Origin of the sequence: Thiocapsa imhoffii (genome assembly GCF_016583985.1) — a bacterium.
GTDB lineage: Bacteria > Pseudomonadota > Gammaproteobacteria > Chromatiales > Chromatiaceae > Thiocapsa > Thiocapsa imhoffii.
In genome coordinates, this window is the sequence record NZ_NRSD01000003.1 from 246,405 (window position 1) to 265,257 (window position 18,853).

Below are 18,853 nucleotides of genomic sequence, written 5' to 3' on the forward strand. Positions count from 1 at the left end.
CGATGGCTCCCCATCAGCGCTATCATCAGGCACATTTTATGACCCCACTGAATCCCGAATCGGAACTGGATACGGAGGTGCTGCGTGCGAGAGATACCCGATGATCATCGCGTCTTCATGGACCGTGCGGTCGAGGCCTTCATCCGGATTGCCTTGATCGCTGTCCTGGTCGCCTGGTGTTTCGAGATCGTGCGGCCTTTCCTCGTTCCCTTCCTCTGGGCCGTGATCATCACCATTGGCTTGTACCCAGGTTATCTCCGTTTGACGCATCAATTGCAAGGACGACGGGTCTTGGCAGCCGTGATCATGACCCTCTTGAGTTTCCTACTGCTCTTGGTTCCGGCCATCTTGCTCAGTGCGTCACTTGTCGGTGAGATCCATCACATCATCAACCTCTTGATGCATGAATCGTTCAAAATTCCACCCTTGCCCGAAGCGGTGACGCAATGGCCCCTGATCGGTGATGATTTGGATCGCATCTGGACCGATGGCACCGAGAATATCAAGTCGCTGCTCACGGAACTCCAACCTGAGATCAGCGTCGCGGTCCACTGGACGCTTGGGGTGGCCGGCGGTGCTGGGATCGGTCTCATCCATATCATCATCGCGATCCTGATCGCGGGTTTTCTGCTCGCCAACGCCGAGGCTGGACAGCGCGCGAGCGAGCTGTTCGCGCGGCGCATCGCGAGCGAGCGTGGCTTGGAGTTCGCCACCTTGGCTGGCGCGACCATCCGCAGTGTCACCCGTGGCATCCTCGGCGTGGCGTTGATCCAGTCATTGCTCGCGGGCCTCGGCTGGCTCGCGATCGGCGTGCCCGCGGCGGGGCTCTGGGCCCTGGTCGCACTCCTGCTCTGCATCGTGCAGATCGGCCTGTTGCCGATCACCATCGCGATGCTCGTATACGCCTTCTTCCACCTCGGAACGCTTGCCTTCATCGCCTTCCTGGTTTGGAGCCTCTTCGTCTACAGCCTCGAACATATCCTCAAGCCGATCCTGCTCGGGCGCGGGGTCGATGTTCCCATGGCCGTGGTCTTCGTGGGCGCCATTGGTGGATTCCTGAGCGCTGGAATCATCGGCCTGTTCGTCGGCGCGGTCATCCTCGTCCTCGGCTACAAGCTCTTTCTCGTCTGGCTGCATGATCACTTCGATCGCTCGGCCAAGCCCGCGTCCTCGTCCACCGAGTCCGACCCCGCATCCTGAGCCGACCCGCACTCGCCAAGGAGATTCCTAGGATGACCGACCTGACACTCTCGTTCGAACGCCGGCCCCAGTGGGGCAAACAACTCTATGTTCACTGCTGGGATGCTCGTCCGAATGGCTTGACGACGTCCTGGCCGGGCCAGCCGATGGAGCCGGGCGAGGATGGCTGGTATCACCTGCGGTTGGTGGGGGTGACGGCAACGCAGCTCGTCTTCACGGACGGCGAGGGTCATCAAACCCCGGATCTCTGGCGCGATCGCGACGGATGGCTCGACCGTCAGGATCGCTGGCATGACCACCAACCGACGCGCGCGCAACACCCACAGTCGCAAGACCCCACGGCGACGCCACCCCCGATCACCCCAGCGCAGGTTGTCGACACGGCGCCACGGCCGCTCGCGCAGCGGCACGATTTTCGCGAAGAGACCATCTATTTTCTCTTAACGACACGCTTCTATGATGGCGACCCGACGAACAACTTCTTCTGCCGCGACCGTATCCAATTCGATGCGGAGGGACGCGCGGTCGATCCCCATTGGCGCGGCGACTTCAAGGGTTTGATCCAGCGTCTGGACTATCTGCGCGATCTGGGTTTCACCGCCATCTGGATCACCCCACCGGTCGAGAATCGGTCTGGTCTCGACTATCACGGCTACCATCCCTACGACTGGACGCGGATCGACCCGCGGCTGGAGTCACCCGACGCCACCTATCAGGATTTGATCGATGCCGCGCATGCCCGCGACATCAAGATCATCCAGGACGTGGTCGTGAACCATTCATCTCAATATGGGATTCGCGGTCAGGTCCATATCGATCATCTGCCGATCAAATACTATGTTCCACAGGGCGCGCAACAGGGACAAGTCGATCATGGTCCCTACCAGGGTCATCTCGGCAACTACGCCTGGCCCAATCGCGATGACATCGATAACCCGCTCGCGCCCGAGTGGTTTCGTGAGCGTCATGCGCGTGACCCCGAGGGCATCGAGCCCCTGATCGATCCCAAGACCGGCGAGACCCTGCCCAAACCTGGCTATGACCCGGGGCGCTTCTTCGGCATCGATCCTCAGGATCTGGACCCACACTGGTATCACCAGGATGGGTTCATCTGTGGCGGTGACTGGGAGAGTGCCTACCCGCTGCAACACAAACATCTCGCGGGTGACTGCATCGATCTCGCCACCGAGCGGCAGAACGTCAAGGACTATCTGATCAACGCCATCAAGCGTTATCTGGACATGGGCGTCGATGCCTTGCGCATCGATACGGTCAAACACATCGAGCGCGAGACCTTGCTCGAATACATCAACGCCTGGAAGGCCCACAAACCCGACCTGTTCGTGTTTGGCGAAAACCTGGTCAAAGGCTACGGTTGGGGCGATCTCGGTGGTGGTGACAATGGGCCCTCACAGATCCGACCCTGGTGGTATACCCGGCTGGGGAGCGACCCACGGGATCCCGAATCCGGTGGAGATTCTGGTTTTCCGCAGCTCGACTTCGGCTTGTTCTCGACCTTTCGCGATACCGTCAGCAAGGGCACCTACGAAGGAACCTCGCAGATCCTCGGGATGGATTGGATCTATGGGGATGTGACGCAGTTGGTCACCTTCCTACAGAATCACGACGTGGGTCCGGACAACGACTTCAAGTACCGTTTCAAGGGTGAGCAGTGGATGGCCGCGGCGGCCTACAACCTGATCTGGACCGTGCGAGGGATCCCCTGCCTCTACTTCGGCGAAGAGATCGAGTTCATGAAAGGGGCCCCGCAGGATGTTGAGGGCGAACGCGATACCCTGCATCAGACTGGACGTGCCTACTTTGGCGATCATCTCACCGACGAGAGTCTCGCCGAGACCCAAGCGCACCCCATCTACCGTCACATCAAACGTCTCAACCAGATCCGCCGGGCCATCCCGGCGCTCCAAAAGGCGCGGCTGAGTCACCTAGCCGAATGGGGTCACGGCATGCGCTTCGTGCGCGAGGATCAGCCCAGCGGCAGCTATGTGGTGGTTGGTCTCGCCATCGGCGCGAGCCAGGAGATCGGGATCGATGGCGTGCGTCCAGGTCTCTATCGTGATGCCGTCACCGGACACGAACTGCGCTCCGATGGCCGGCTGGTCTTTCACGTGAAGGCCAACTCGGCGGGCATCTATGTCCTCAACGGACCTGGCAAGATCGGTGAGGACGGTCTGTATCTCAGGTAACCGCGGCGCGCCATCATCCTGCACAGGGTGCCGAGCAACCCCTTGGATCAACCTACATTCGTCCTGCCAGCGCACCATGTCCAGCACGCCTCGCCCCAAGACCAGCACGCCCATGCGCGCGCGCCTGCGCGATTGGGCGTTCAACCTCCTCTTGGTCATCCTGGTCATTGTCGCGGTGCAATGGTGGAAGGCCCGACCGCTGGTCAGTGGCGAGGCCCCGGCGCTCCAGGGGCGCGATCTGAATGGCCACCAGGTCACGCTGCAAGCGTTTCGCGGCACCCCCGTCCTCGTCTACTTCTGGGCGACCTGGTGTCCGGTGTGCGTCCTGATGGCCGATTCCATCCAGACGATTGCCCATGACTATCCAGTCATCACCATCGCCATGCAGTCAGGAGGGATGCAAGAACTCACGGCGGCCATGCAGGAATCCGGGCATGACTACCGGGTCATCCCAGACCCCAGCGGGACCATCGCTCGCGACTGGGGCGTCAGCGGGGTGCCGAGCGCATTCGTGATCGATGCGCAGGGGCGGATCAGCTTCCGCGGCGTGGGACTCAGCACCGAGCCGGGTCTGCGCCTGCGTCTTTGGATGGCCGCGGACTGATGGCCGGGACATGCGACCCGCTACCCGTGCGCACTCGAGCGCTTCGGTTGCAGAGTAGGCCATCGAAGCGGTAGGGTGCGCTCGACTCAACCGCTTCGGAACCTGTCATGAAACTGATCACTGCTCTCTCGCTGCTCCTGATCCCCGTGTCGCTGACCGCGGCCACATTGGAGGTCGGCTCCCCCCTGGTCTTGACACTGAATGACCAGCATGATGTCCCGCACAGCGTGCAGGACGAGACCCGCGTGCTGATCTTCAGCGCAGAGCGCGACATGTCCTCACAGGTCGAAACCGCGCTCGAGGGCGAGACCGCGGAGACGCTCGCGGCGGCGGGGGTTCTCTATGTCGCCGACATCAGCGCCATGCCGGGCATGGTGACCCGCTTGATCGCGTTGCCGAAGATGCGCAAACGCCCCTACCCGATGTTGCTTGGACGGGAGTCGGAGGAGACGGCCATGCTCCCGCGGGAGCCCGCGAACGTCACCTTGATCGAGCTTAATGGGGGCCAAATCGAAGCGATTCGCTTCATTCCCGACGCGCCATCCCTGCGCATCGCACTCGGACTCGCACCCGCGCAGTGATGCCGCGACGGTGATCACCGGGCCCGGGGCGACCTCGGCCGGATCAGGTGTGCAGCCTGAGACGAGGCCTGTGAGCAGGACCCTGCTCACAGGTCAAGACGCATCTCATCCCGCTCGGAGCCGGTCCGCGTCTTGTCGGGTTGCGCACCCAACACGCGCGTCTCGCGCCACAGCATGGGCGTGGAGAGTCCTTGCCAGCCCCACCTCAGCCAGTCGAGGAGCCGCAGGGCAAGCCACAGGGCCCAGGCCAGCATGAGCGCGCGATAGACCCACATGGGCACCGAGAGCACCCAGATCTCCGGGAGCAGTGGGCCACCACGATCCTGATACCAATTCAGCAGAGTCGCACTCGATCCATGCCCCATGATCTGCATCGCGGGGGGGCCAAGCAGACCCTGCTGGACTGCGCTCAGCAAGCCCACCAGGGCAGCCAGTGTCAACATCATGAGTCCAATCTGCACGAGATTGAAACGCCAGGGCGGACTCGCTTGGGGATCCAGCCGGTGTCTGAAACCGAGTGCGAACAACCAGCCGATCACCAGCAGCACGACCCAGAGGTGCGCGAGGCTCAGGCCGATTCCGAGCAGCAACCAATCGTGCATCCGCAGCGGCGTCAGCCGGCTACGTCCCAAGACCAGGGCCAACCCAACGAGCACCAGCAGCACGCCCCAGAAGAGCACCGCGGGTCCCATGCGTGGCCCACCGGTTAAGAGCACCCAGCGATCCTCGGGCAGTCGCAGGCTGAGGTTGAGGTTCACCGCGGGGGCACCAAGATCCGGAAACTGGGGTGACTCAAACCAGGACAGCCCTTGCGGTTGGCGCCAGACGATCTCCGCGACGCTGGCTCCCGGGGTGAGTGGTAATTCCCAATCGGGCAGCGTGTCCGGTAGCGGGACACTCTGCCCATCGCGTCGCAAGGCAACCGGCTCGGCCTGCTCGGGAAGCCGGATGAGATGGCGACCACCCTGGCTGCTGCGCAGCGCCAGGGTCAGGGTCGCGAGCGTCCCCCGGTGGCTGGGCTCGACCTGCATCCCGACCCGATCGATCGTCAGGGTCGGACCGGGAACCGCCACCGGCCGCGACAGGGACAAGGTCAGGGTCTCCCCCGGCAGGGGGCGCCAGTTCGGCAACCAGCGATCCGCCGGACCGAGCCGGTGAATGGGCGCCGGACCGGAGAACTCGAGATGCCAGAGCGGACTGACATCGAGACGCCAGTCCTCACTCAGGCGCGGGTCCAGTGAGGCGGTGAGAGACAACTCAGTGACAGGATCCAGTCGCGAGGTCCAGCGCATCTGGCTGCGACCACTCGGCAGGTCGGCCAGGACGGCTCCCCGCTCGACCTGGATACCCGGGGTCTGAACCGCTTCACCCGGCAGCAAGGGGATGGGCAGTAAGACCGGGACATCACTCGGGGAGAGGCGCTCGACCCGGGTCTCGACCCGCCAGTCGATCCCAAACCGCAGCGTGCGCTCAACCCGTAGCAGCGGCGGGAGCGCACCAGGCGTGAGCGAAACCTCCTCCACCCCGCTCGGGGGCGTCTCGGCGCGTCGGATGAGCCGAATCTGCTCGCCGGGTCGGCCATTCGCGTCCAGTCCCTCCAACTCCCAACCCTCAATACGAAGCGCCAGTGTCCGCGGTGGCATCGGCAAGAGGATCTCGACCTGATCACGGGTCGCCACTGAACCCTCGAGCAGAATCTGATGCCGTCCAGCCCCGAGCGCGAGCAGCAACCGTCCGGATGAATCGCGCAAGAGCGTCTCGCGCGGCTCACCCGCGACCTCGATCCGCTCCGGCGACCAGCCCCCTGCCCCACCGGGGATCGGGGTGGCGACCGCCGCCGCGCTGTCGATCGTCAACGCAATGACCAGCCGCTCAGGGTTTGCGCTGAGGCGCATGGACGCAAGTTCGACACAGTGCGGCAGGCATTCAGGTGGCGCCCGCAATCGCGCCTCGAGTTCATCGAGCAAGGACGGGCTCGGAAAGGGGTCGGCACTCGCGGGACCACTGCCGCAGAGCACACCGAGCACAAGCGCCGCGAGCACTGGCCCCGACAGCAGCGGAGCCCACACCAACCGCAGGCCACTGTCGCGCAGGGCGGCACGCGGTACCGGACCCGGACCCGAGCTCGGGACAGCGTCATTCCCGCCGGGCGGGTGTCCCGGCGTGGGATCACCGAGAACACCAGCTAAACGCAGCCCCAGGACCACCACCAGGATGACGCCTATCAAACTGATGAGCAGGTTCCAGAACGGACTCAACAGCCACAGGCGCGCCTGGTCCTGTGCGCCAACCGGACCCGTCCAGCGCAGCTCGTACCGGTTCCATCCCCACTGCGGAATCCCCGGCCCCGTCTGGAGTTGTGCAGTGGGATCAAGGCGCTCCAGCGGCACGGCCTGCTTGTTCCGGGTCACCGTATCGATCTCACTGGACAGTTCATCGGCACTGGCGGCGATCCGCTCTCGCTGTGCGCTGACGCCGGCTGCGACCCCGCTGAGGATGGGGGCGCGCAGGCCGACACCAGGCGCGGCTTGCCCTGGCAGCGTCATCGCGGGACGCTCCAGTTGTGGAAAGAGTCCGTCGCGGACCTGGGTGACCAGAAACGGCAACGCAATCAAAACCAGCGCCAACAGACTGAGACGAAAATAGCTCGACACCAGCAGCCGTAGCCGGTGCAGACCGCTCTTGGCCGTGGTCAGTGGGAGCAGGCGCAGCAGGGCCGCGGCACCGAGCAGATTGAGCCAAACCAGCCGGGGTGCCCCGTCACTCTGCCAGGTCAGACCCAGCGTCACGAGCGCCACGAGTCCCCAACCCCATCCCCAGATCCGCCCGATGCCCAGCGCCACGATCAGCACTAGGAAGAGATCGAGCAGGGTCCAGCGCCCGACCCAGGTGTCGGGTAGATTGTCCACGCCCTGCACCATCAAGAGCTTCCAGCCGGGCGGCAGATCGAGCCGCGTCTGGACCCGCTCGAAATCGACCGCCCAGCCAGCGGCCGGGACCTGGCCCGGCATGGCGTCGAGACGGGCATCGGCGACCAGATCGAGCCGCCCGCGGCGCACCTCCACCCCGGGTGGCGCCTCGCCGTCGCGGTGTGTGATGAGCACGGGCTCGCCATCGATTCGGACCTGACCCAGGTCGAGCCGGGGGCCAGCATCGAGACGCCAGCCCCGTGTGAGTTCACCCTCGATCCGATCCTGGACACTGTAGCCCTTGCCATCAAAGTCGAGCCACAGATGACGCTCGAGCCGCAGCCGATCAGGCCCCGGGTCGGGATCACCTCGGACCGCATTGGCGAGGGTGAGCTGATCCGTCGGGCCGGCCATGAAGGTCGGCAGTTGCATCCAGTCATGCGGAAGACCGGTCTGGCGAGGATCGACCGCGGTGAGGCCGGTCAGCTCCACCCGTCGCAAGGCTGGTTCAGCGGCAAAGGCCCAGATCTCCTGTACCGGCCAGGGTGCGGCGGCGGGCGCACGCGACAGGGTCGTGACATCTCCGGGATGCTGGGTCGTGACCTCGAGCTCCCAGCGTCCGGGCCGGACCTGAACGCGCAGGCTGCCGTCCTCGTCAAGGCGTGCCGGGAGCGGACTCGCTAGCCGCAAGGGAATGCCACCCGGCAGCGGAACCGGGCCAAGCCGGATCTCACGAGCCGCACCGGAGACCTCAAGCTGCAGGCGTGTCAGAACCTCGAGTGGCAGACGATCCGTGATGCGTCGCGCGACCTCCACATTCAGTTGATCACCCGCGCGCGCTGTTTCTGGCCCGCGCGGTTCTGTGAGCCAGATCCGGCGGTCCTGATCCAGGGCCGGAACCGGGACCAGGTGTCCATCGCGTTCCAGCTCGATCAGTCCGATCATGGGCGGAATCGCGAGTGCATCGGGCGGGTGATCCCACAGGAAGCGTCCGGTCACCCGCTGCCAGCCCGGCTCCAGCGTCACGCTCGGGCGGTCGTCCTGTATGACCACGGGCAGGTCACGCCCATGGGACATGACCTCCAACGGCCAGGCCGTCTGCGCATCACCTGGCAGAGGCACGCGGCTCTCGGCGAGCACCTCCCAGTCGATGGCGAAGGACCCACCCCGCTCATCGATCCTCAATTCCAAACGTCCCGGCCAGGCACATACTGGAGCAGCGTCGAGCGGCGCGATTGGACAGGCCCGCTGATCCCGACCCGCTGGACCGCGTTCCAGGACCCAGGGAATCCAAGGCCGCAGTGCCGCGGGGATCCCCTGCTCAGACAGGGCGTCCGAGCGGGCGGCTCGCTCTGCTGCATCCGCCATCGGGTCCGCCACGGGGTCCGCTACGAGGTCCGATGGGCGCGTCACCCCTGTCACCTCTGTCACCTCCTCGGCCACCGCGCCGGCGGGCCATGAGACGACCGCGAGCAGCAAGAGGGGAAGACATCGCGAAAATCCGGTCATGATGTTGTCCTGGGTCGCAGTGATGGCCTCGGGCCGCGTCAGGCGCCGCATGCATGCGATCGTCATGACCACGAAACCCGGCCCGCTGGACATCCTGGGACGCCTGCCCTCGGCGCCAGCCTGGATCGATCCATCGAGGTGTCGTGAGCGATTGTCGCTCTCAACCTCGCCTTCGTCCATGTCGCCTCGATGCCCCTGCACGGACCCGATTGCCGGCGTCGTTTGTCCCCCACACGATTGGTCTGCATTCGGGATTGCGCGGTATGATCCCGCCGGTGCAGACGAGCTGTCACCAGCGCGGACCGCCCCGGATCAACCGCACCGTCGTGGCCGACCTGAACGCCAACCGTGCGGGCGGATCAACACCGCGCAAGCTGCCATCCAACCACCATCGAATGAGGTCGCAATCATGTCGAGCGATGACGCATCCGAGACCGTTTCAACTGATGCCATGCTGAGCGCAAAGGAAGCGCGTGTGATTGGGGCCTTGATGGAAAAACAGCGCACCACGCCGGATCAATATCCGCTCACCCTGAACGGTCTCGTCAGCGCCTGCAATCAGAAGAGCGCACGCCATCCGGTGATGAACATGACGCCCGGCGAGGTCGGTCACCTGGTCAACCAGCTCCGCGATCGCGGTCTGATCCACGCCAGTTTTACCGGTCGGACCGAGCGCTACGACCACAAGATGGTTGGCACCTTCATGCTCAGCCGTGAAGAACAGGCACTGCTGTGCGTGCTCATGCTGCGGGGCCCCCAGACGGTTGGTGAATTGCGCACCAATACCGCACGTCTAGCCGAGTTCAGGGATCTCGAGCAGGTGACCACCACCCTGCAGTCGATGATGCATGGTGACCGCCCGTTGGTGACCGAACTGCCGCTTCGACCTGGCAATCGGGAGGAGCGCTTTGCCCACCTTCTCTGTGGTCAGCCGCGGCCGGAGGCGATCGCGCCAGCGCGCGATGAGGAATCCGCATCCAGACCCGCCGAATCCAAGTTCCAGCGCCATGAGGCCCGACTTGCGGCCCTGGAGAGCGCGGTCGCGGAGCTGCGAGCACAGATCGAGCAGTTGCAGTCGGTGACTGGCCCCGCGGAACGGCGTTAGCCAAGGGTCACGCGCGATGGCCGACCCCTTCGCCGAACTCGCCGCACTCCTAGCCATCGCCGCGGTGGTGGCCGCGCTGGCCGTGCGGCTGCGCCAACCGGTCCTCATTGCCTATATCGTCGTTGGCATCGCCGTGGGACCCGCGGGGTTCGATCTGGTGCGCTCGCACGATCAGATCAATGTCCTCGCACAGGTCGGCGTCGCCGTGCTGCTGTTCGTGGTCGGTCTGAAACTGGATCTGACCCGGGTGCGCGACATTGGCACCGTCGCCCTGGCAACCGGCCTCGGGCAGCTCGCCTTCACCATCGTGTTCGGCTTCATCATCATTCTCGCACTCGGCAAGGGGGTCACCGAGGCCTTCTATGTCGCCGTCGCCCTGACCTTCTCAAGCACCATCATCATCGTGAAGCTGCTCTCGGATAAGGGAGAGCTGGACACGCTCCATGGCCGGATCGCGATTGGCTTCCTGATCGTGCAGGACATCGCCGTGGTACTCGCCATGATGGCGATGAGCGCGCTCGGCAGTGGCTCGGACGCCCCCGCCATCGAGGTCGCCGCATCGCTGATCGGGCGCATCGCCGCCGCGGCCGCCCTGATGTACATCATGATGCGTTATGTGCTGCCGGTCGTGTTGCACAGCGTGGCGCGCTCGCAAGAGCTGTTGCTGATCTTCGCGATCGCTTGGGGCACCGGACTCGCCGCACTCGGCGAGTGGGTTGGCTTTTCGCAAGAAGCGGGGGCCTTCCTCGCGGGTTTCTCGCTCGCCTCGACGCGCTATCGCGAGGCCATCAGTGCCCGGCTCACCGGGATTCGCGATTTCTTACTGCTGTTCTTTTTCATCGATCTCGGCTCCGAACTCGACTTCTCGACCCTGGGGGCGGAGATCGGATCGGCGCTGATTCTGTCACTTTTCGTGTTGATCGGCAATCCCCTGATCGTCATGGCGATCATGGGAGTGATGGGCTATCGCAAACGCACCGGATTCCTGGCCGGGCTGACGGTGGCGCAGATCAGCGAGTTCTCCATCGTATTCGTTGCCATGGGCATTGGTCTTGGACACATCAGTGGCGAGGCGCTGGGTCTCACCACGCTCGTCGGCGTCATCACCATCACGCTCTCGACCTACATGATCCTCTATTCACATCCGCTCTATCGGTTCCTAGCCCCCGTGCTCGGACTCTTCGAGCGACGTCATCCCTATCGGGAGGTGAATACCGCTGAGTCTGGCGACAGCCAGGTGGCACCACAGGTTTTGGTACTCGGGCTGGGACGGTATGGCTTGCGTCTGGCGCGTCATTTGCGCAACGCTGACCTCGAAGTCCTGGGGGTGGACTGCGACCCTGATCTGATTCGACGTCTGGCCGGGGATGGCTTGCCGGTGCGGTTCGGCGATGGCCATGACCCCTCGTTCCTGGACTCACTCCCGCTGACTGGGCTCGGCTGGATCGTCAGCACCCTGCCCGACGTGGACTCCAACCGGGTCCTGCTCTATGCCCTGGCCGAGCGTGGCTTCACCGGCGAGATCGCGATCGTCGCGCGCGACGATCAGCAGGGCCAACAACTCTGGCTTGCCGGGGCGCCCATCATCCTCTACCCCGTGCGCGACGCGGTCGATTTCGCCGCCGAGAACATCATCGAGATCATGCGCAAACACGCCGGGACATCCACACACATCGAGAGATCCCGACCCTGACCGAGACACGTCAGGCGCGGGGCACGGAACATCCAGACAAGCGCCCGCGCGATGCCGAACTGCAGCCGTGGCCGGCGGCGCTCAGGTGAAGAGCGTTAAGACGCCGGTATAGCCATAGAGTCGATCTTGCGAGATTTCGCCGTTGGCGTAGAAGCCCACGATCGGCACCTCGCCGAGGGCGGCTTGAATCTGCCGCAGCTCGGCCGATTCGGGTCCGAACAGATTGACCCCGCGCCCAAGGCAGGAGACATAGATCCCGCCGCGTGGTGGTGCGCTCAAACGCGCCTTGAGGCCCTCGAGCATGCGGTCGAGATCCTCGCGGGCGGTCTCGAGATCACGGCGACAGAACATGAGTTCACGGCCCGGCTCAACCAGGTCACCAATCGCGACTAGCCCGTGGTTGGGATCAATGCCGACCAGATTGCGGACCAGATAGTCACCCGTATCCGATCCCTGGATCGGCAGTCCGGCAAACACCAGCCCCCCGAGTTGGGACAGGTCCTGTGATAACTCCTCACCGATATCGCGTTTCAGCACATCAAGCGCGGGTTCGCCGTCGAGCCGCATCACGATATTGCGCTGGGCCTCGGTGATCCGGTGATGAGCACCGATTGGCGAGCATCCCTGGGTCAAGCGCGTGATGAGGCCAACCCGTTCGGCAAACAGCACCCCGGAGATCCCACCTTGCGTCACGCCATTGGCGATCGTCAGGGCGTCTGCTCGCGAACTCGCAAGACCACCGACCAGGAATTCGGCGGTGGTTCGCGCGGCGAGCTGTTCGACCAGGCTCTCGATCTGGCCGTTGGAGGGATCGCCATGGACCAGACCGAGATAGGGGCGTTGTGCGGTGATCCAGTCGCGATGACGGCGATCGAAGTCCACAAGATCATCAGTGACACTCGGAAAGACCAGAAAGGCGTCCCGTTCGAACTCGCCCAGCATGATCGCGATCGCCGGTTCTTCGTAGTACTCGGCACCGGTCGCGCAGATGCCGAGACCGACACAGCCGACCCAATCCTGGATCTTAGTGGCATCACGAAGAGTCCGCAGGATCTCGGCGAGGTCATCGCTGAGTGCATCGGTAGTGTAGAGAAAACCCAGCGTCGCCGTCGGGGGAACCTGACCGATGCGCGTGAGACACTGATCGAGCGCCACACGCCAATCGGGCGCTGCGGCATGACCAAAGCGAAACGCAGTCATATCCTGATCTCCTCGAAACCCGGTGATGAATGGTCGCCATCTGGACAGTCTTCATAGACCCAGCCCGGCGGACGACGGCGAGGTGATGTTTGACCTCTAATCGAATCTGATCGATCCGCTGGAGAAACCCGCGGGCGTCATCTCGGGTAGGTCATGAGCAAGTGGGGATAGCGTTCGAGATGAGGAACCAGTGGGCGTTCTTACACGTCCGCCAGGTCGCCCTTCTCCTGCAACCAAGCGCGCCGATCGGTTGCCCGTTTTTTGGCCAGTAGCATATCCAGTAGATTGATACTGTCCTCTTCGGCTTCAACCGTGAGTTGGACCAGGCGCCGGGTATCGGGGTGGATGGTCGTCTCGCGCAGTTGCATGGGATTCATCTCACCCAGTCCCTTGAAGCGCTGGACGTTGACCTTGCCTTTGATCTTCTCGGCATCGATGCGATCTAGGATGCCGCGTTTTTCGTCGTCATCCAATGCATAGAAGACCTGCTGACCGACATCGATCCGATAGAGTGGCGGCATCGCGACGAAGACATGGCCCTCGCCCACCAGACGTCGAAAATGCCGGAGAAAGAGCGCGCAGAGCAAGGTCGCGATGTGCGCGCCATCGGAGTCGGCATCGGCAAGGATACATACCTTGCCGAACCGCAGCCGCGCGAGATCATCGCTACCCGGGTCGACGCCGATCGCCACGGCAATGTCATGGACCTCCTGCGAGGCCAAAACCTCGGCGGAATCCACCTCCCAGGTGTTCAGGATCTTCCCCCGCAGGGGCAAGATGGCTTGGAACTCACGATCACGCGCCTGCTTCGCCGAGCCGCCCGCCGAGTCACCCTCGACCAAGAAGAGCTCGCTGCGTTCCGGATCGGTGGTCGTGCAGTCGGCCAGTTTCCCTGGGAGTGCCGGCCCTTGCGTCACCTTCTTACGCGTCACCATGCGACCGGCGCGCAGGCGTGCCTGCGCGGCGCCGATCACCAATTCGGCGATGCGCTCGCCCTCGGCGACGTGTTGATTGAGCCACAGACTGAAGGCGTCCTTCACGACCCCCGAGACGAACGCCGCACACTCACGCGAGGACAACCGTTCCTTGGTTTGCCCCGAGAACTGCGGCTCGATCAGCTTCACGGACAGGATATAACTGAGACGCCCCCAGACGTCCTCCGGTGCCACCTTCACGCCACGCGGCAACAGATTCCGAAACTCACAAAACTCACGGATTGCTTCGGTGAGGCCCGAGCGCAGACCGTTCACATGGGTGCCACCCTGAACGGTTGGGATGAGATTCACATAGCTCTCCGCGACCGGCTCGCCGCCGTCGGGGAGCCAGGCGAGCGCCCAGTTCGCCGCCTCGTTCGTCCCCGCAAGATCACCCACGAAGAGCTCGCGCGGCAGCGTCTCGGCGCCCTGAAGGGCGTGCTGTAGATACTCTTCGAGACCATCCTGATAACACCAGACGTGCTCCTCATCCGCCACTTCGTCACGGAAGCGCACCTCCAACCCAGGACAGAGCACCGCCTTTGCCTGGAGTAGATGGATGAGTGGTCGCGCCGCGAACCGCGGGCTGTCGAAGTAGCCCGCATCAGGCCAGAAACGCAGCCGCGTGCCCGTTTGCGCGCGCCCGACCGCCGCCGTCCGCACGAGCGCGCTGGTTTTTTCTCCGCCGGCAAAGGACATATGGTGTTCATGCCCGCCCCGCTTCACCCACACCTCAAGCCGTTGCGAGAGCGCATTCACGACCGAGACGCCCACGCCATGCAAGCCCCCGGAGAACCGGTAATTGTTGGCGTTGAACTTTCCACCCGCATGCAACCGCGTCAGGATCACCTCAACGCCAGGCAAGCCCTGCTCCGGGTGGATGTCGACCGGCATCCCACGCCCGTCATCACTCACCTCGAGCGAACCGTCGGCGAACAGCACCACCGAGATGCGGCGCGCGTGGCCGGCCAGCGCCTCATCCACGCTGTTATCGATCACCTCTTGGGCCAGGTGATTCGGGCGGCTAGTATCCGTGTACATCCCAGGGCGTTTGCGCACCGGGTCGAGGCCACTCAGGACCTCAATGGCTGAAGCGTCGTAATTGCCGGTCATGGATGCGATTGAACGATCCCTTGTCGTGGGCTAGAAAAATCATGGATAGCAGAGGATGCCGCACCCCGCGCCGTCATGATGACGGCTCGGCGTCATCGGATTCGGGCCAGGACATCCGCCAAGGCTCTCGCGGGAGAGACCGCGGCTGACCCAGCGCCACGTCGAGCCGCCCTCTAGGAAGGGCCAGGATCATAGCGCGAAATGGGATCAAGGATCACAACCGGGGCAGGCGTCGCGGTCTGCACGGTGGCTTGGGACCCCACACCTGACGCGACTCAACACTCGCCCTGCCGCCGATTGTACCGATCCTCGAACCGCACGATGTCATCTTCGCCGAGATAGCTTCCGGATTGCACTTCGATGAGTTCCAGACGAATGGTGCCAGGATTCTCAAGGCGATGGGATGAGCCGATGGGGATGTAGGTCGACTGATTCTCGGTGAGGAGGAAGGTGCGGTCATCACAGGTGACGCGTGCGGTGCCTGAGACCACGATCCAGTGCTCAGCGCGATGATGATGCATCTGCAGCGAGAGTGACTCACCGGGTTTCACGATTAGACGTTTCACCTGATAACGCGAACCCTCGCCGATCGCCTCGTAGGATCCCCAGGGGCGGTGGACCCGCTGATGGTGACGATGCTCGTTGCGGTGTTCGTGCTGGAGGAACTGCGTGACCGCCTTGACATCCTGTGCACTCGACTGGGTCGCGACCAAGACCGCATCCGGGGTTTCGACGACGATCAGATCCTCGACCCCAATGGCCGCCAACATTCGATGATGCGCGATTAAGAGGTTGTTGCGGGCATTGTGAACAAAGGCATCGCCGTCGAGGACATTGCCAGCCGCATCGCGCTCTCGCACCTCCCAGAGTGCGGACCAGGCACCCACGTCCGACCAGCCGACGTCCAGTGACACGACCACCGCGCCGGGCAGGTCCGTGTCCGCCGCGCTCGCCAAGGGTTCCATCACCGCGTAGTCAATCGAGTCACTGGGGCAACGGGCGAAACAGTCGGCATCGGCGCGGCGGAAGTCGCCATCGACCTGGGAGGACTGGTAGGCATCGCCCGCGGCGCGCGCAATCTCCGGGCGAAACCGCTCGATCAGACCCAACCAGAGCGACGCCCTCATTACGAAGATGCCGCTATTCCAGAGATACTGACCCGCCGCAAGATAAGCCGAGGCGGTCTGCGCATCGGGCTTTTCGACAAAGGCATCGAGCCTAAAGGCGCGATGGGCACGACCATCCTGGATGTCCTTCAGGGCGTAGGGCGCGCCCTGACGAATATAACCATAGCCGGTTTCGGGCTTGCTGGGGACGATGCCGAAGGTGACGACGAACCCCGCCGCGGCGACCTGACAGGCATCAGCAACCGCGGCGCGGAATCCGACCTCGTCACGGATGGTGTGGTCGGCCGGCATCACCAGGAGAATCGGATCGGCGCCATCACGCGTCGCCGCGAACGCGGCCAGGGTCAAGGCTGGGGCCGTGTTTCGGCCCTTTGGTTCGAGAATGATGTCGGCCGTCCGTCGCCCGATCACCCGAAATTGTTCCGCGACCAGAAACCGATGAGACTCATTGCACACGACGATGGGATCGCACAATCCGATGGCCTCACGCGGGTGCTCATCGGCCAGACCATCGAGACGACGCACCGTTTCCTGCAACATGGTGTGCTCGCTCGTGAGCGAGAGGAACTGTTTCGGATAGGACTCACGCGAGAGCGGCCACAGCCGGGTTCCGGATCCGCCAGACAGGATGACAGGCTGTAGCAACATCGTCGTGCTCCTTACAAGACTATGAGGGGAGTAGGGAAAGACCCTTGAGGCCGGGCGTCCAGTCGCAGCAACCAACGCCTCATCACAGCCTCAAGATTATCGCAAACCGCGCCGACGCATGAATCCAGATCACGCGGGAGACTTGGAGTGACCTGATCAAGCGGCCGCGCCCACACCCTGCCAACGAGTTGCATCTGGCCCATTGTCCCTCACTTTCGCGCCATGGCCGCGATATGGTTGGCCTGATTGCGCGCGTTTTGCCCGGATCCAATTCAATGACTTGAATCGGGACGACGCAATGCGCCCCAGCGAACGGATGGGACAACGACGATGACACCAGACCCGGATTCAATCCGCGAGATCCTGCAGGCAACCGCGACGGCCGAAATCCTGCCACGCTTCCGTCGCTGCGAAGACGGCGGGATGAGCGCATCGCCAACCGCTCACAAGGCCGATGGCAGCCTGGTCACGGAAACGGATCGCGCGGTCCAAGCCCGGATCGCCGCCGCGATCGCGCGCCGGCATCCGACCACCCCCCTGTTGGGCGAGGAGATGCAGCGCGCGCAACAGGATCGCCTGCTCGCCGCGGGGGAGCACGGCGTCTGGATCCTCGATCCCTTGGATGGAACCAGTAACTATGCCCTAGGGTTCCCTGGATTCGCCATCTCGATCGCGTACCTCGAGCACGGCGCAAGCCGGTTTGGCATGATCCTCGACCCGGTGCGTCAGGAATGCTTCCACGCGATCAGGGGCGAGGGAGCCTTCCTGAACGGGGTCACCATCCGTCCTGTTGCGACTAGCGATCAACTCAGCGATGGTCTGGCGATGGTGGATCTGAAACGCCTACCGCCATCACGCATCCCTCGACTCTTTCGCCCCGGTGGGTTCCGCTCGCAGCGCAACCTCGGCTCCGTCGCACTCGACTGGTGTTGGCTCGCCGCGGGTCGCTTCCAGCTCTATCTGCATGGTGGCCAGAGGCTGTGGGACTATGCCGCTGGACGCCTGATCGCCAGCGAGGCAGGCGCTGCGTCCGCACTCTACGCCGGTGACGGAATCACGCAGGATGATGCGATCAGCCTCGAACCCAGGCTCGCGGTCGCCGCGGCGAATGAAGGCTTATTGAAAACCTGGCTGGACTTCATCGAATTGCCTTTCGAGGACGCAGCCTGAGGAGTTCGCCGCGCGCGGGACCTGACATGCGGATCCGATCGACTCAACCCCGAGCCCGGACCAGCGCCATCCGTCCGGCCAGGCACAACACCACGCACAGCGGCAGCCATGCAGTCCGATCGTGACCGCCCTGTCGCACCAGTCGGCACTGACCAGACAGCCAACCCAGTCCAACCCAATCAGTCACCATCCATCCCAGACTGCACGAGGACAGCAGACATGACCGAAGAGATTAGCGATCAGGATATGGCCCTCTCAAGTGGCATCACCGCCTTCGAATACAAACAGTTTTCGCGGGCCGCTGGACTCTTGAGCCCGTTGGCGGAACAAGGTAACCCTGATGCGCAGTACCGCATCGCCATCATGGCGCAAAACGGTCTCGGCATGCTGCCGAACCCACTCCTCGCCTACACCTCGATGAAGCGCGCCGCCGAGGCCGGCCTCGCGCTCGCCCAACATGGTCTCGCCTTCATGTACATGGAAGGTGAGTGCACCGACAAGAATCCCGAAAAGGCAGTGGCCTGGTTCAAGAAAGCGGCTGACCAGGGGCTCGTGGGCTCATTGACGACCTTAGCGATGATGTACGAACAAGGACATGGCGTCGAGCAGGATCTCGAAGAGGCGAACCGGCTCTATCGCTTAGCCGGGTTTGATGAACGCTGAGGCTGGGCGTACAAGTTCGATGTATGACCACGCGCCCCATTCGGTCAGAGCGCGGCGGACCCATGTCCGGCCCGCGCCTGCACGCATCGCGAATACCGAAGGGCTGGAAGGGGTACCCAAGTTCGCCCGAGCGGCGTATACTCTCGTGCT

Annotated in this window: 12 protein-coding genes; 8 read left to right on the forward strand and 4 right to left on the reverse strand. The window is 63.6% G+C overall.

Going from position 1 to position 18,853, the window contains the following annotated elements; all coding sequences use genetic code 11:
* Positions 1–84: 84 nt before the first annotated feature.
* From CKO25_RS05085 to CKO25_RS05100, 4 genes are all read left to right on the forward strand, one after another.
* Positions 85–1,200 carry an AI-2E family transporter gene (locus CKO25_RS05085; protein WP_338115067.1) on the forward strand — a complete coding sequence of 372 codons (1,116 nt, stop codon included), beginning with the start codon at positions 85–87 and terminating at the stop codon, positions 1,198–1,200.
* Between the two features lie 32 nt (positions 1,201–1,232).
* Positions 1,233–3,407, forward strand: a complete 2,175-nt coding sequence (locus CKO25_RS05090; RefSeq protein ID WP_200386839.1) for an alpha-amylase family glycosyl hydrolase — start codon at positions 1,233–1,235, stop codon at positions 3,405–3,407.
* A gap of 76 nt (positions 3,408–3,483) precedes the next feature.
* Positions 3,484–4,011: a protein disulfide oxidoreductase gene (locus CKO25_RS05095; protein WP_200386840.1), complete on the forward strand. Its 528-nt coding sequence runs from the start codon at positions 3,484–3,486 to the stop codon at positions 4,009–4,011.
* A gap of 107 nt (positions 4,012–4,118) precedes the next feature.
* Complete coding sequence (locus CKO25_RS05100; protein WP_200386841.1) at positions 4,119–4,592, forward strand: hypothetical protein; 474 nt, start codon at positions 4,119–4,121, stop codon at positions 4,590–4,592.
* Positions 4,593–4,678: 86 nt separating this feature from the next.
* Here CKO25_RS05100 and CKO25_RS05105 read toward each other — a convergent pair whose 3' ends face one another.
* On the reverse strand, positions 4,679–9,190 hold the full coding sequence (locus CKO25_RS05105) for a hypothetical protein (RefSeq protein WP_200386842.1): 4,512 nt from the start codon (positions 9,188–9,190) through the stop codon (positions 4,679–4,681).
* A gap of 229 nt (positions 9,191–9,419) precedes the next feature.
* On the opposite strand from CKO25_RS05105, the gene CKO25_RS05110 reads away from it, so the two are divergent.
* Together CKO25_RS05110 and CKO25_RS05115 are read left to right on the forward strand one after the other, a co-directional pair.
* The gene (locus CKO25_RS05110) at positions 9,420–10,115 is read left to right on the forward strand and encodes a YceH family protein (RefSeq protein WP_200386843.1); all 696 of its coding nucleotides are present in this window, start codon (positions 9,420–9,422) and stop codon (positions 10,113–10,115) included.
* A 16-nt stretch (positions 10,116–10,131) separates the two neighbouring features.
* Positions 10,132–11,808: a cation:proton antiporter gene (locus CKO25_RS05115; protein WP_200386844.1), complete on the forward strand. Its 1,677-nt coding sequence runs from the start codon at positions 10,132–10,134 to the stop codon at positions 11,806–11,808.
* An 81-nt stretch (positions 11,809–11,889) separates the two neighbouring features.
* Here CKO25_RS05115 and CKO25_RS05120 read toward each other — a convergent pair whose 3' ends face one another.
* The 3 genes from CKO25_RS05120 to CKO25_RS05130 form a co-directional block, all read right to left on the reverse strand.
* Positions 11,890–13,008 (reverse strand): FIST signal transduction protein, encoded by a 1,119-nt coding sequence (locus CKO25_RS05120; protein ID WP_200386845.1) that lies wholly within the window; start codon positions 13,006–13,008, stop codon positions 11,890–11,892.
* Positions 13,009–13,208: 200 nt separating this feature from the next.
* Positions 13,209–15,095, reverse strand: a complete 1,887-nt coding sequence (gene parE, locus CKO25_RS05125) for a DNA topoisomerase IV subunit B (protein WP_200386846.1) — start codon at positions 15,093–15,095, stop codon at positions 13,209–13,211.
* 275 nt (positions 15,096–15,370) lie between these two features.
* Complete coding sequence (locus tag CKO25_RS05130) at positions 15,371–16,870, reverse strand: mannose-1-phosphate guanylyltransferase/mannose-6-phosphate isomerase (RefSeq protein WP_200386847.1); 1,500 nt, start codon at positions 16,868–16,870, stop codon at positions 15,371–15,373.
* A 330-nt stretch (positions 16,871–17,200) separates the two neighbouring features.
* On the opposite strand from CKO25_RS05130, the gene CKO25_RS05135 reads away from it, so the two are divergent.
* Together CKO25_RS05135 and CKO25_RS05140 are read left to right on the forward strand one after the other, a co-directional pair.
* Positions 17,201–18,040, forward strand: a complete 840-nt coding sequence (locus CKO25_RS05135; RefSeq protein WP_200386848.1) for an inositol monophosphatase family protein — start codon at positions 17,201–17,203, stop codon at positions 18,038–18,040.
* 219 nt (positions 18,041–18,259) lie between these two features.
* Positions 18,260–18,703 carry a tetratricopeptide repeat protein gene (locus CKO25_RS05140; protein WP_200386849.1) on the forward strand — a complete coding sequence of 148 codons (444 nt, stop codon included), beginning with the start codon at positions 18,260–18,262 and terminating at the stop codon, positions 18,701–18,703.
* Positions 18,704–18,853: the final 150 nt, after the last annotated feature.

What these genes read in the sequence shown, in the direction of transcription:
- CKO25_RS05090 (WP_200386839.1), top strand. Translation starts at nt 1,233, where the DNA reads ATGACCGACCTGACACTCTCGTTCGAACGCCGGCCCCAGTGGGGCAAA.
- CKO25_RS05095 (WP_200386840.1), top strand. Translation starts at nt 3,484, where the DNA reads ATGTCCAGCACGCCTCGCCCCAAGACCAGCACGCCCATGCGCGCGCGC.
- CKO25_RS05100 (WP_200386841.1), top strand. Translation starts at nt 4,119, where the DNA reads ATGAAACTGATCACTGCTCTCTCGCTGCTCCTGATCCCCGTGTCGCTG.
- CKO25_RS05105 (WP_200386842.1), bottom strand. Translation starts at nt 9,190, where the DNA reads ATGGACGAAGGCGAGGTTGAGAGCGACAATCGCTCACGACACCTCGAT.
- CKO25_RS05110 (WP_200386843.1), top strand. Translation starts at nt 9,420, where the DNA reads ATGTCGAGCGATGACGCATCCGAGACCGTTTCAACTGATGCCATGCTG.
- CKO25_RS05115 (WP_200386844.1), top strand. Translation starts at nt 10,132, where the DNA reads ATGGCCGACCCCTTCGCCGAACTCGCCGCACTCCTAGCCATCGCCGCG.
- CKO25_RS05120 (WP_200386845.1), bottom strand. Translation starts at nt 13,008, where the DNA reads ATGACTGCGTTTCGCTTTGGTCATGCCGCAGCGCCCGATTGGCGTGTG.
- parE (WP_200386846.1), bottom strand. Translation starts at nt 15,095, where the DNA reads ATGACCGGCAATTACGACGCTTCAGCCATTGAGGTCCTGAGTGGCCTC.
- CKO25_RS05130 (WP_200386847.1), bottom strand. Translation starts at nt 16,870, where the DNA reads ATGTTGCTACAGCCTGTCATCCTGTCTGGCGGATCCGGAACCCGGCTG.
- CKO25_RS05135 (WP_200386848.1), top strand. Translation starts at nt 17,201, where the DNA reads ATGACACCAGACCCGGATTCAATCCGCGAGATCCTGCAGGCAACCGCG.
- CKO25_RS05140 (WP_200386849.1), top strand. Translation starts at nt 18,260, where the DNA reads ATGACCGAAGAGATTAGCGATCAGGATATGGCCCTCTCAAGTGGCATC.